The 12,711-nt window shown below is 64.6% G+C and carries 11 protein-coding genes and 1 pseudogene; 8 read left to right on the forward strand and 4 right to left on the reverse strand.

Features of this window, described 5'->3' with window-relative positions; translation table 11 throughout:
• Positions 1–12: 12 nt before the first annotated feature.
• A complete protein-coding gene (locus BM252_RS16750) occupies positions 13–777 on the reverse strand; it encodes a DeoR/GlpR family DNA-binding transcription regulator (protein WP_174900560.1) in 765 nt (254 codons plus the stop codon).
• 184 nt (positions 778–961) lie between these two features.
• Between BM252_RS16750 and glpD the strand changes: the two genes are divergently transcribed.
• From glpD to glpK, 8 genes are all read left to right on the forward strand, one after another.
• On the forward strand, positions 962–2,509 hold the full coding sequence (gene glpD, locus BM252_RS16755; protein ID WP_093388809.1) for a glycerol-3-phosphate dehydrogenase: 1,548 nt from the start codon (positions 962–964) through the stop codon (positions 2,507–2,509).
• Positions 2,510–2,608: 99 nt separating this feature from the next.
• Complete coding sequence (locus BM252_RS16760) at positions 2,609–3,709, forward strand: ABC transporter ATP-binding protein (protein WP_093388810.1); 1,101 nt, start codon at positions 2,609–2,611, stop codon at positions 3,707–3,709.
• A 2-nt stretch (positions 3,710–3,711) separates the two neighbouring features.
• Positions 3,712–4,797: an ABC transporter ATP-binding protein gene (locus tag BM252_RS16765; RefSeq protein WP_093388811.1), complete on the forward strand. Its 1,086-nt coding sequence runs from the start codon at positions 3,712–3,714 to the stop codon at positions 4,795–4,797.
• Complete coding sequence (locus BM252_RS16770) at positions 4,797–5,666, forward strand: carbohydrate ABC transporter permease (RefSeq protein ID WP_093388812.1); 870 nt, start codon at positions 4,797–4,799, stop codon at positions 5,664–5,666. The genes BM252_RS16765 and BM252_RS16770 overlap by 1 nt, the downstream gene beginning before the upstream one ends.
• Positions 5,663–6,469 carry a carbohydrate ABC transporter permease gene (locus tag BM252_RS16775; RefSeq protein WP_093388813.1) on the forward strand — a complete coding sequence of 269 codons (807 nt, stop codon included), beginning with the start codon at positions 5,663–5,665 and terminating at the stop codon, positions 6,467–6,469. Before BM252_RS16770 ends, BM252_RS16775 begins: the two co-directional genes overlap by 4 nt.
• 36 nt (positions 6,470–6,505) lie before the next feature.
• Entirely contained in the window at positions 6,506–6,781 is a 276-nt protein-coding gene (locus BM252_RS16780; protein ID WP_217429923.1) for a DUF2160 domain-containing protein, read from the forward strand.
• A 108-nt stretch (positions 6,782–6,889) separates the two neighbouring features.
• Entirely contained in the window at positions 6,890–8,617 is a 1,728-nt protein-coding gene (locus tag BM252_RS16785) for an ABC transporter substrate-binding protein (RefSeq protein WP_093388815.1), read from the forward strand.
• 221 nt (positions 8,618–8,838) lie between these two features.
• On the forward strand, positions 8,839–10,344 hold the full coding sequence (gene glpK, locus BM252_RS16790; RefSeq protein ID WP_093388816.1) for a glycerol kinase GlpK: 1,506 nt from the start codon (positions 8,839–8,841) through the stop codon (positions 10,342–10,344).
• A gap of 136 nt (positions 10,345–10,480) precedes the next feature.
• Here glpK and aroQ read toward each other — a convergent pair whose 3' ends face one another.
• The 3 genes and pseudogenes from aroQ to BM252_RS16800 form a co-directional block, all read right to left on the reverse strand.
• Positions 10,481–10,954: a gamma subclass chorismate mutase AroQ gene (aroQ, locus tag BM252_RS32130; protein ID WP_342742521.1), complete on the reverse strand. Its 474-nt coding sequence runs from the start codon at positions 10,952–10,954 to the stop codon at positions 10,481–10,483.
• 21 nt (positions 10,955–10,975) lie between these two features.
• Positions 10,976–11,764: pseudogene (locus BM252_RS32135) on the reverse strand (transporter substrate-binding domain-containing protein); the annotation flags it as partial.
• 42 nt (positions 11,765–11,806) lie between these two features.
• On the reverse strand, positions 11,807–12,352 hold the full coding sequence (locus tag BM252_RS16800; protein ID WP_093388818.1) for an NADPH-dependent FMN reductase: 546 nt from the start codon (positions 12,350–12,352) through the stop codon (positions 11,807–11,809).
• Positions 12,353–12,711: the final 359 nt, after the last annotated feature.

The following is a 12,711-nucleotide window of genomic DNA, read 5'->3' on the forward strand; positions in this document are numbered from 1 at the left end:
CGTGCCGCCCGTCTAGAGCTTGCCCACTACCACCTTGACTTTGGCCTCGCGCAGCAGGCTGGCCAGCGCGGCCGGCGGCGGCGCGTCGGTGAACAGGATGTCGATCTGCGACAGGTGGGCCAGGCGCACCAGCGCCTTGCGGAAGAACTTGTCCTGGTCGGCCACCAGCCATACCTCGCGCGACTGCTCGATGATGGTCTGCGCCACCTTGACCTCGCGCGCGTCGAAGTCGCGCAGGCTGCCGTCCTCGTCGATGCTGGAGATGCCGATGATGCCGATGTCCACCTTGAACTGGCGGATGAAGTCGATGGTGGCCTCGCCGACGATGCCGCGGTCGCGTCCGCGCACCACGCCGCCGGCGACGATCACCTCGCACTCGTTGTTGTCGGCCAGGATGGCGGCCACGTTCAGGTTGTTGGTCACCACGTGCAGGCCCTTGTGGTAGGCCAGCGCGCGCGCCACTTCCTCGGTGGTGGTGCCGATGTTGATGAGCAGCGAGCAGCCGTGCGGCACATGCTCGGCCACCGCCTTGGCGATGGCGCGCTTGGCGTCGCTGTTGAGGGTCTGGCGCTGGCTGTAGTCGATGTTCTCGACCGAGGAGGGCAGGCCGACGCCGCCGTGGTAGCGCGCCAACAGCTTCTCCTCCTCCATGTGCTTGACGTCGCGGCGCACCGTCTGCGGGGTCACGCCCAACTGCTGGGCCAGCTCTTCCACCGACATGGTGACCTTCTGCCTGACTGCTTCGAGTAATCTTCGCTGACGTGGATTGAGTATCATTTTCTGATCGATTTTGTTGGAAGTGCCGTGAAACGAAAACAAACGAACAAATTGTTATAGAAATTTGTTGCTACAGATTCGTATTTTGTCGTATCTTATTGTCTGTATCTTAACCAGAGTAGCGCGCCATGCATAGCCCCTATGCACGCGCTGGGCAAATTTCACGGCTTGAAGCGGAGAAGCGATGGCACAGGCGCAACAAAAAATCGACTGCGATGTCTTGGTGGTGGGTGGCGGCATCAACGGCGCCGGCATCGCGCGCGACGCGGCGGGACGCGGCCTGTCCGTGGTGCTGTGCGAGAAGGACGATCTGGCGGCGCACACCTCGTCGGCTTCGACCAAGCTGATCCACGGCGGCCTGCGCTATCTGGAATACTACGAATTCAACCTGGTGCGCAAGGCGCTGATCGAGCGCGAGGTGCTGCTGCGCTCGGCGCCGCACATCATGTGGCCGCTGCGCTTCATCATGCCGCACGATAAGGGCCAGCGCCCGGCGCTGCTGATCCGCGCCGGCCTGTTCCTCTACGACTTCCTGGCCAAGCGCGAGATCCTGCCCGGCTCGTCGAGCATCGACATGCGCAGCCACGTCGCCGGCAAGCCGCTCAAGCACGGCTTCACGCGCGGCTTCATCTACTCCGACGGCTGGGTCGACGACGCCCGCCTGGTGGTGCTCAACGCGATGGACGCGGCCGAGAAGGGCGCCACCATCCTGACCCAGACCGCCTGCACCTCGGTCAACCGCCTGGCGGATAGTTGGCAGGCCACGCTGCGCCAGGCGCCATCCGCCGGCGCGCCGGACGGCCAGCAGATCCAGGTCAACGCGCGCTATCTGGTCAACGCCGCCGGCCCGTGGACGGCCGACTTCCTGAACGGTGCGCTGCCGCAGGGCGGCGGCAAGCAGCTGCGCCTGATCAAGGGCAGCCACATCGTCGTCAAGCGCATCTTCGAGCACGACAACGCCTACATCTTCCAAAATCCGGACGGCCGCATCGTCTTCGCCATCCCCTACGAGCAGGACTTCACGCTGATCGGCACCACCGACCTTGACTACAAGGGCGACACCAACAAGGTGGCCATCGACCAGACGGAGATCGACTACCTGTGCGAGCTGGCCAGCTACTACTTCACCAATCCAATCAAGCCGGCCGACGTGGTGTGGACCTATTCCGGCGTGCGGCCGTTGGTGGAGGACGAGGCGGCCGACGCCAAGGCCGTCACGCGCGACTACCGCTTCGAGGTGGACCAGGGCGGCGCGCCGCTGCTCAGTGTCTTCGGCGGCAAGATCACCACCTTCCGCAAGCTGGCCGAGGAGGCCGTCGACCTGATCGCCAAGGACTTGAACACGAAAAGCGGCGCCTGGACTGAGCAAGCCTGCCTGCCCGGCGGCGATTTGTTCGGCGCCGAGCCGCAGAACCGCGCCGTGCTGGAGTTTGACGGCTGGGTGAACGGCCTGCAAACGCGCTACCACTGGCTGCCGCCGAAACTGGTGAGGCGCTACGCGCGCGCCTACGGCACCCGCATCCACACGCTGCTGGACGGGCGCAATATGCTGTCCGACATGGGCGAGCAGATCCTCGACAATCTGTACCAGGCCGAGGTGGACTACCTGCGCAAGCACGAATGGGCGCGCGGCGCCAAGGACATCCTGTGGCGGCGCTCGAAACTGGGCCTGCATCTGGGCGCCGGCGCGGAACAGCGCCTGGGCGAGTGGCTGGCGGCGCACCCGAACTAATTTTCAAACGTCCGCGCGGCCATGCTGGCACATGGCGGCGCGGGCGCACGCGGTAAATAAAACAGCAGCAAAAAACAGTAGTAAATTGAGGAGACAAGAGTGCAACTTGTACTGGATAAGATCAGCAAGAAGTATGGCGCTGAAGACCACCTATACCCGATGTCGCTGGAGCTGGTGCCCGGCACCATCAACGTGCTGCTCGGGACCACCAAGGCCGGCAAGACCTCGCTGATGCGGGTCATGGCCGGACTGGACAAACCGACTTCCGGCCATGTGCTGGTGGATGGGCGCGACGTGACCGGCGTGTCGGTCAGCAAGCGCAACCTAGCGATGGTGTATCAGCAGTTCATCAACTACCCGGCCTTCACGGTGTTCGACAACATCGCCTCGCCGCTGCGCCTGCGCAAGGTGCCGGAGGCCGAGATCCGCGTCCGCGTGCTCGACCTGGCCGAGCGCCTGCACATCACGCCGTATTTGCAGCGCACCCCGGCCGAGCTTTCCGGCGGCCAGCAACAGCGCACCGCGCTGGCCCGCGCGCTGATCAAGCAGGCCGACCTGCTGCTGCTCGACGAGCCGTTGGTCAACCTGGACTACAAGCTGCGCGAGGAACTGCGCCGCGAACTGACCGAGCTGTTCTCGGACGGCCGCACGACGGTGGTGTACGCCACCACCGAGCCGCTCGAGGCGCTGCAACTGGGCGGCCACACCGTGGTGCTGCACGAGGGACGCCTGCTGCAACAAGGCCCGACGCTGGACGTGTTCAACGCGCCCAACTCGATCCAGACCGCGCGCACCTTCAGCGACCCGCCGATCAACCTGATGCCGGCGCGCATAGACGCCGAAGGCCGCGCCCAGCTGGGCGCCGGCCTGACCATTCCGCTCAGCGCCGCCCAGCTGCAAGCGGCCGCCGGCCACGGCGAGGTGGTGCTGGGCTTGCGCGCCCACAGCCTGTTTATGCACGCCCACTCGGCGGCCGACTTCGCCATCGAGGCGCAGGTCGACCTGGCCGAGATCAGCGGTTCGGAAACCTATGTCCACGCCCGTCGCGGCACCATCAACCTGGTGGCCCAGCTGACCGGCGTGCACAACCTGGAACTGGGCATGGTCTGCAATATGTATTGCCAGCCCGAGTCGCTGTTTGTCTTTAGTGCCGCCGGCGCCTTGCTGTTCGCGCCGACGCAACCATCCTTCGGAGCATAAGCATGGCCCGCATTGAACTGATCGATCTGGCGCATGCCTACAAACCGAATCCGTCGGCACCGACCGACTACGCGCTGCGGCCTATGACCAAGACCTGGGACGACGGCGGCGCCTACGCGCTGCTGGGCCCGTCCGGCTGCGGCAAGACCACGCTGCTCAACATCATCTCCGGCCTGGTCAAGCCCTCGCACGGTCGCGTGCTGTTCGACGGCCGCGACGTCACGCAACTTCCCACCGAGGCGCGCAACATCGCCCAGGTGTTCCAGTTCCCGGTCATCTACGACACCATGACGGTGTACGACAACCTGGCTTTCCCGCTGCGTAACCGTGGCTGGAAGGAGCAGGAGACGCGCAAGCGCGTCGAGCAGGTGGCCGAGATGCTGGAGCTGTCGCACGACTTGAAGATGCGCGCCTCCGGCCTGTCGGTCGACGCCAAGCAGAAGATTTCGCTGGGCCGTGGCCTGGTGCGTCCCGACGTCGCCGCCGTGCTGTTCGACGAGCCGCTGACCGTCATCGACCCGCACCTGAAGTGGCTGCTGCGCCGCAAACTGAAAGAGATTCACCACGAGCTCAAGCTGTCGCTGATCTACGTCACCCACGACCAGGTGGAGGCGCTGACCTTCGCCGACCAGGTGGTGGTGATGACCCAGGGCGAGGTGGTGCAAACCGGCAGCGCGCAGGCGCTGTTCGAGGAACCCGAGCACACCTTCGTCGGCTACTTCATCGGCAACCCCGGCATGAACCTGCTCGACTGCACGGTGCACGACGGCCTGGCCCGCATCGACGCCAACGACGTGCCGCTGTCGGCCGCCGCCAAGGCCGCGCTGGCCGGTGTAACTGGAAAGATCACACTGGGCATCCGTCCCGAGTTCGTCGAGCTGGCCGCCGGTCAGCAGCCGGACACGGTGGCCGCCACGGTGGTCGCGGTGCGCAATATGGGCACCCACTACCTGGCCGAGTTCCGGGTTGGCGCCAACAGCGTCGCCGCCAAGCTGCGCGTCTGCGACGCGGTGGTCGGCGCCCAAGCCTGGCTGCGCTTCCCGCAGGAGCGCACTCTCTACTACGTCAACGATAAACGGGTGGCTTAATGAAATCGTATAACAACCGCGCCTGGTGGCTGATCCTGCCGGTGCTCCTGTGCGTCGCCTTCTCGGCGATCCTGCCCCTGATGACGGTGGTGAACTACTCGGTGCAGGACATCCTCAGCCCGACGCAGAAGGTCTTCGTCGGCACCGAATGGTTCCGCACCGTGATGCGCGACTCCGACCTGCACGGCGCGCTGCTGCGCCAACTGGTGTTCTCGCTGTCCGTGCTGGCGGTGCAGATCCCGCTCGGCATCTTGATCGCGCTGTGCATGCCGGCCGACGGCTGGCGCGCCTCGCTGGCGCTGGTGCTGATCGCGCTGCCGCTGCTGATCCCGTTCAACGTGGTCGGCACCATCTGGCAGATCTTCGGCCGGGGCGACATCGGCTTGATGGGCTACACCCTCAACAGCCTGGGCATCAACTACAACTACAACGGCAACTCGACCGACGCCTGGCTCACCGTGATGGTGATGGACATCTGGCACTGGACGCCGCTTGTGGTGCTGCTCTGCTACGCCGGCCTGCGCGCCATTCCCGACGCCTACTACCAGGCCGCCCGCATCGACGGCGCCTCGCGCTTCGCCGTGTTCCGCTACATCCAGCTGCCGAAGATGCGCAACGTGTTGATGATCGCCGTGCTGCTGCGCTTCATGGACAGCTTCATGATCTACACCGAGCCCTTCGTGCTGACCGGCGGCGGACCGGGTAACGCCACCACCTTCCTGTCGCAGTACCTGACGCAGAAAGCCGTCGGCGCCTTCGACCTCGGCCCGGCCTCGGCGTTCTCGCTGATCTACTTCCTGATCATCCTGCTGTTCTGTTTTGTGCTCTACACCTGGATGCAGCGTGTCGGCACGGGAGATGCCAAATGATGGACAAACGAATCACAACGCCGGTGCTGGTGTTGTTCCTGCTGCTGTCGATGCTGCCGATCTACTGGATGCTCAACATGTCGCTCAAGACCAACGAGGAGATCGTCGGGGTGTTCGGCCTGTGGCCGCAGAACCTGACCTTCGCCAACTTCAAGGTCATCTTCACCGACCCGGCCTGGTACAGCGGCTACATCAACTCGATGATCTACGTCGCCATGAACATGGTGTTCTCGGTCTCGGTGGCGCTGCCGGCGGCCTACGCCTTCTCGCGCTACCATTTTTTGGGCGACAAGCACCTGTTCTTCTGGTTGCTGACCAACCGCATGACGCCGCCGGCCGTGTTCCTGCTGCCGTTCTTCCAGCTCTACTCGACCGTCGGCCTGATGGACACCCACCTGGCCGTGGCGTTGGCGCACATGGTGTTCAACGTACCGCTGGCGGTGTGGATTCTGGAGGGCTTCATGTCCGGCATTCCGAAGGAGATCGACGAGACGGCCTACATCGACGGCTACAGCTTCCCGCGCTTCTTCGTGCGGATCTTCCTGCCGATGATCAAGTCGGGCATCGGCGTGACGGCCTTCTTCTGCTTCATGTTCAGCTGGGTCGAGCTGCTGCTGGCGCGCACCCTGACCTCGGTGAACGCCAAGCCGATCGCCGCCACCATGACGCGCACCGTCTCGGCCGCCGGCATGGACTGGGGCGTGCTGGCCGCCGCCGGCGTGCTGACCATCGTGCCGGGCGCGCTGGTGATCTGGTTCGTGCGCCACTACATCGCCAAGGGCTTCGCCATGGGCCGCGTTTAAACAAGGGAAAAGACTATGGAATCGAATACCGAAAGCCTGTTCGCCTGGATGGCGTGGACCCCGGAAGTGGCGATCTTCTTCGTGGCGATCCTGCTGATGTTGGTCGGCATGTCGCTGTGGCAGGTGCGCTCGCCGAGCATTGAGCGGCGCGGCTTTTTGCCGATGCCGACCACGCGCGGCGACCGCCTGTTCATCGGCCTGCTGAGCGCCGCCTACGTCAACCTGGCCTGGGCCGGCTTGACCGACGTGACGCAGATGATAGGCGCCGGCATCAGCTTCATTGTGCTGTTGATCGTGATGCGCTGGGGATGATATGGTAGCGCTAAATTAAAAATGAATTAAGGTTGTTGTTTTAGCTGGGATGGAACCTTCCTCTATCCGGCGAGCAGGTCCCGGAAGGTCATAAAAAGGAGATAAGTGATGAAATTAAGATTGACGGCCCTGGCGGCTGCGGCAATGTTGGTATCGAATGCTTCCTGGGCTGATATGAAATCGGCCGAGACGTGGGTCGACAAGGAGTTCCAGCCTTCGAGCCTGAGCAAAAAGCAGCAGCTTGAAGAGATGAAGTGGTTCATCGACGCCGCCGAGAAGCTGAAGAAGAAGGGCATCAAGGAAATCAGCGTCGTCTCCGAGACCATCGACACCCACGTCTACGAGTCGAAAACGCTGGCCAAGGCCTTCGAGGAAATCACCGGCATCAAAGTCAAGCACGACATCATCCAGGAAGGCGACGTCGTCGAGAAGCTGCAAACCTCCATGCAGTCCGGTAAAAGCATCTACGACGGCTGGATCTCCGACTCCGATTTGATCGGCACCCACTTCCGCTACGGCGCCATCGAGCCGCTGTCCGACTACATGAAGGGCAACGGCAAGGACTACACCAATCCGGGCCTGGACCTGAAGGACTTCATCGGCACCAGCTTCACCACCGCGCCGGACGGCAAGCTGTACCAGCTGCCCGACCAGCAGTTCGCCAACCTGTACTGGTTCCGCGCCGACTGGTTCGCCCGCAAGGACCTGCAAACCAAATTCAAGGCCAAGTACGGCTACGACCTGGGTGTGCCACAAAACTGGTCGGCCTACGAGGACATCGCCGAGTTCTTCACCAACGACATCAAGGACATCGACGGCAAGAAGGTGTTCGGCCACATGGACTACGGCAAAAAAGATCCATCGCTGGGCTGGCGCTTCACCGACGCCTGGCTGTCGATGGCCGGCGCCGCCGACAAGGGCATCCCGAACGGCCTACCGGTCGACGAGTGGGGCATCCGCGTCGCCGCCGACAAGTGCACGCCGGTGGGCGCATCGGTTGCGCGCGGTGGCGCCACCAACTCGCCGGCCGCCGTCTACGCGCTGACCAAGTACGTCGACTGGATGAAGAAGTACGCTCCGCCCGCCGCCAACGGCATGACCTTCTCCGAAGCCGGCCCGGTGCCTGCCCAGGGCGAGGTGGCGCAGCAGATCTTCTGGTACACCGCCTTCACCGCCGGCATGATCAAGCCGGGCCTGCCGGTGGTGGACAAGGACGGCAAACCGAAGTGGCGCATGGCGCCGTCGCCGCACGGCCCGTACTGGAAGCCCGGCATGCAGAACGGCTACCAGGACGTCGGTTCCTGGACCTTCTTCAAGTCGACCCCGGACGACCGCAAGGCCGCCGCCTGGCTGTACGCCCAGTTCGTGACGTCGAAGACCGTGTCGCTGAAAAAATCGATCACCGGCCTGACCTTCATCCGCGAATCGGACATCAAGCACGACTACTTCACCAAGCACGCCGACCAGTACGGCGGCCTGATCGAGTTCTACCGCAGCCCGGCCCGGGTGGCGTGGACGCCGACCGGCAACAACGTGCCCGACTATCCGAAGATGGCGCAGCTGTGGTGGAAGAACGTGGCCACCGCCGTCACCGGCGAGAAGACCCCGCAAGTGGCGATGGACACGCTGGCCGAGGAAATGGACACCGTGATGTCGCGTCTCGAGCGCGCCGGCATGAAGAACTGCCCGCCCAAGCTGAATCCGAAGGGCGATCCGAACAAGTACCTGTCGGACAGCGCCGCGCCGTGGAAGAAGCTGGGCAACGAGAAGCCGAAGGGCGAGACTATCCCTTACGACAAGCTGCTGCAAGCCTGGAAGGAAGGCCGCGTGCGCTAAGCCCAACTTAGCCCGCAGCCGTACCGAGCTCCCAGCTTGCTGCGGCATGCGCCAGCGCGCATGCCGCATTTTTTTTGGCGGGACTTCAAGGCGCCGGGGATGCCGGCAAACCCACCGGTGTGGAGCCAGGGTCAGACCCTAGGGTCTGACCCTCGATTTTTGCCCTTGGGTTTCCCCGGCATCCCGCCACACCGTGCAGTACCAATTTTTTAGCTGAGCCCATGAGCAAATACATACTCGCCCTCGACCAGGGCACGACCAGTTCGCGCGCCATTCTGTTCGACCACGCGGGCCATCCGCACGCGATCGAGCAGCAGGAGTTCACGCAGATCTTCCCGCAGCCGGGCTGGGTCGAGCACGACGCCAACGAGATCTGGCAGTCGCAACTGGAGGTGATGCGCAAGCTGATGCGCGAGAATAATGTGACGGCGGCCGACATCGCCGCCATCGGCGTGACCAACCAGCGCGAGACCACCGTGCTGTGGGACCGCGCCAGCGGCGAGCCGGTCGCCAACGCCATCGTCTGGCAGGACCGGCGCAACGCCGCGTTGTGCGACCGCCTGCGCGAGCAGGGCAAGGCCGCGCTATTCCAGCAGAAGACCGGGCTGGTGCTGGACGCCTACTTCTCCGCCACCAAGCTGACATGGCTGCTCGACCATGTGCCCGGCGCGCGCGACAAGGCGCTGCGCGGCGAACTGGCCTTCGGCACCATCGACAGCTGGTTGATCTACAAGATGAGCGGCGCCCACATCACCGACACCAGCAACGCCGCCCGCACCATGCTGTTCAACATCCACACGCTGGCGTGGGACGAGGAACTGCTCGAGCTGCTCGGCATTCCCGCCTCGCTGCTGCCGCGCGTCGTGCCGAGCAGCGGCGTGGCGGCGCACACCCACGCCGAGCTGCTGGGCGCGCCGCTGCCCATCGCCGGCATCGCCGGCGACCAGCAGGCCGCCACCTTCGGCCAGGCCTGCCTGCGCCCCGGCATGGCCAAGAACACCTACGGCACCGGTTGCTTCATGCTGATGAACGTCGGCCGCAAGCCGGTCGCCTCGCAGAACCAGCTGTTGATGACGGTGGGCTGGACCCTGAACCGGGGCGGCGCCGTCTGCGCCGACGCCACCGACTATCTGCTCGAAGGCAGCGCCTTCGTCGCCGGCGCGGCGGTGCAGTGGCTGCGCGACGGCCTGGGCATCATCCGCGACTCTTCCGAGGTAGAGGCGCTGGCCTCCAGCGTGCCGGACGCCGGCGGCGCCGTCTTCGTGCCGGCCTTCGCCGGCCTGGGCGCGCCGTATTGGGACCCATACGCGCGCGGCACCATCGTCGGCATCACGCGCGGCACCACCAAGGCGCATCTGGCGCGCGCCGCGCTGGAAGGCGTGGCCTGCCAAAACGTCGACGTGCTGGCGGCGATGCAGCGCGACGCCGGCATGCCGCTGACCGAGCTGCGCGTCGACGGCGGCGCGGCGCGCAACGACATGATGATGCAGTTCCAGGCCGACCTGCTCGACGTGCCGGTGGTGCGGCCGATGGTCACCGAGACGACGGCGCTGGGCGCGGCCTATCTGGCCGGGCTGGCGGTGGACTTTTGGGCCTCGCTCGACGAGATCGGCGCGCAGTGGCGCATGGAGCGCCGCTTCGAGCCGCACATGAGCGTGGACGAGCGGCAGAGCCGCATGCACGCGTGGACGCGCGCGGTGGAGCGTTCGCGCGCCTGGGTGGAGTAGGCTTTTGCGTCCTGTGGCGATGCAGCTAAGCTGAGAAAAACCACCGGCGAAAATCTAGGGTCAGACCCTGAGGGTCTGACCCTGGCTCTCTGCCGTTGGGTGGTTTTCTAGCCGCTGGCGCCTTAAATTCGCGGCATCAACGTCCGCTGGCGCTGGCGCTGCCGTCCGTCAGCGGCGCCGTGGCTTGCGCCGCAGCCGCGCCCCAAGCCGCCGCCGGCAGGCGCGCCTGCGCGGCGGCGCTCCACTGCGCGCGCTGGGCCGGGTCGCTGAGCGCGGCCCAGTTCTGCGTCAAGGCCTTGAGCAGCAGGGGCGTGAGCGCGTCCAGGCGCGGACGCAGCTCGCGCGCCAGGTCGGGCACCTGCTCGAAGCGGCCAGCCTTCTGCTGCCGCCAGCGCTCGAACAAGTCGCGCTGCACCGTCTTCGCCGCCTCGATCTGCGCCTTGAAGAAGCTCTCCGCCCATGCTGCCGGCACGCCGGCCTCGGCGGCCTGGCGCGCCAGCGCCGCGATGATGAGCCGTTCGCGTGGCAGATCCTCGACGGCCGCCTGGCTGTTCCATTTGTAGCGCGCCACGTCGGGCATCAGCGCCAGACGCTCGTCCATCAGCGCCAACAGCGCGTCCGGGCCGGCCAGCGCCGCGCCCTTGCTCCACGGCCAGGCCAGCCACTTGTCCTGCACCCGGCGCACACTGCCGTTTTCAATGGATTGGTGCAGCCACTGGTCGACCCATGCCTTCCATATCACGTCGCGCGGCAACAGGAAGGCCTTCTCGGAAAAATCGAAGGGTGCCTCCGGATGCACGGCGCACAGCTGCGGCCGCAGGCGCTGCTGCAGGCGGGCCTCGACGGCGTCGGTGATCATCAAGTCGGCGCGGCCGGCGACGATCTCGTCGAAGATCGTCACGTTGTCGGGGTGCACCGCGAGGCGCGCGTGGCTGGCGTTGGCGCGCGCAAAGCGCTCGTTGGTGCCGCCGGGATTGACCACCAGGCGCACCTCGGGCCGGTCGATCTGCTCCAGGCTTTGGAAGCGGGCCAGGTTCTCGCAGCGGGTGATCGGCGTCTTGCCGTCGCGCAGATAGGGGATGGAAAACAGCGCCCGCTTCTGCCGCTCCAGGCTGATGGAGATGCCGCCCACGGCGATGTCGAACTTGTTGTCGGCGAAATCGTCCATCAGCGTCGGCCAGCTGGTGGCGACCCATTCCAGCTTGACGCCGAGCGAGCGGGCCAGCATGCCGGCCAGCTCCGCGTCGCTGCCCTCGTAGGCGCCGCCGGCCGGATCGCGGTAGCTGAACGGCTTGTAGTCGCTGGTGATGGCCACGCGCACACTGCCGCGCGCGAGGATCTGGTCGAGCCGGTTGGCCGGTTCGGCGCGGGCTGCGCAGCTCAACAGCAGCGCGCTCAACAACAATGCGATGGTTTTCATTTTGCTTCGCCTTCCTCTCCGGTTGTTGGCGCGCGCCGTCGCTTAAATGAGCGCGGTATCGAGTTGCTGCAACATGCCTACCGCCTGGGCGACTTTGCCTTGCAACTCATCATTCTTGAAAGCGCCTAGTTCGACATCGAAGTTCTCATAGAAACTCGGGATGGCCAGGCTCGCTTTGACACGGCCGGCGAAGAACGGTGCCGAGCCGGTCGCGGCGGCCAACACGGTGGCGCCGCCGCGCGCGCCCGGCGAGGTGGCAAGGAGGACCATCGGCTTGTCCTGGAACACCTTGGGCTGGATACGCGAGCACCAGTCAAACAGGTTCTTGTAGGCCGCGCTGTAGGAGCCGTTGTGCTCGGCGAACGAGATGATGATGGCGTCGCTTGCGGCGATCTTTTGCAGGAAGGCCTTGGCCAACTCCGGATGGCCGGAATCGGCCTCGCGGTCGACGCTGAACAAGGGCATTTCGTAGTCGTTCAAATCGAGCACCTCAACATCAGCACCTTCCAGCAAACCAGCCGCGTACGTCACTAATTTCTTGTTGATGGATTGACGGCTGCTACTTGCTGCAAATGCTAATAATTTCATGTTTTGTCCTAGAAAGAGAAGAGGGTTGCCGCATGCAATGCAGCAGTACTGCAATCATAAACTTGAACTGCAATATTGCAAATAGTGAAATCCGAGCGACAGCAGGTCTCCGGGGACGCATCCTGCGGCACCTTGGCGGTGAGCCGCCGGTACACCGTCGCGCGCGGCACTTCCGCCAGTTCGCATTGCCGGCTCAGGGGAAGTGCTGTAGTCAGCCTAAGCTGCCCTGAATCGCGCTTGCAATCTTGACCTCTGTCCTTGGGTTGCGTGCAAGCGCGTGGGTGACTTGCCGTGGTAAAGTAGGCTGAAAAAAGCGTCCACCTGTATCTCTGACGCGCGCTGGTTACCGTTCACGTTAG

Source organism: Rugamonas rubra (assembly GCF_900114705.1).
In the GTDB taxonomy this organism is placed as follows: domain Bacteria; phylum Pseudomonadota; class Gammaproteobacteria; order Burkholderiales; family Burkholderiaceae_D; genus Rugamonas; species Rugamonas rubra.

Excerpts from the sequence above, each read along its gene's own strand:
- BM252_RS16750 (WP_174900560.1), bottom strand. The coding sequence starts at position 777 with ATGATACTCAATCCACGTCAGCGAAGATTACTCGAAGCAGTCAGGCAG.
- glpD (WP_093388809.1), top strand. The coding sequence starts at position 962 with ATGGCACAGGCGCAACAAAAAATCGACTGCGATGTCTTGGTGGTGGGT.
- BM252_RS16765 (WP_093388811.1), top strand. The coding sequence starts at position 3,712 with ATGGCCCGCATTGAACTGATCGATCTGGCGCATGCCTACAAACCGAAT.
- BM252_RS16770 (WP_093388812.1), top strand. The coding sequence starts at position 4,797 with ATGAAATCGTATAACAACCGCGCCTGGTGGCTGATCCTGCCGGTGCTC.
- BM252_RS16775 (WP_093388813.1), top strand. The coding sequence starts at position 5,663 with ATGATGGACAAACGAATCACAACGCCGGTGCTGGTGTTGTTCCTGCTG.
- BM252_RS16785 (WP_093388815.1), top strand. The coding sequence starts at position 6,890 with ATGAAATTAAGATTGACGGCCCTGGCGGCTGCGGCAATGTTGGTATCG.
- glpK (WP_093388816.1), top strand. The coding sequence starts at position 8,839 with ATGAGCAAATACATACTCGCCCTCGACCAGGGCACGACCAGTTCGCGC.
- BM252_RS16800 (WP_093388818.1), bottom strand. The coding sequence starts at position 12,352 with ATGAAATTATTAGCATTTGCAGCAAGTAGCAGCCGTCAATCCATCAAC.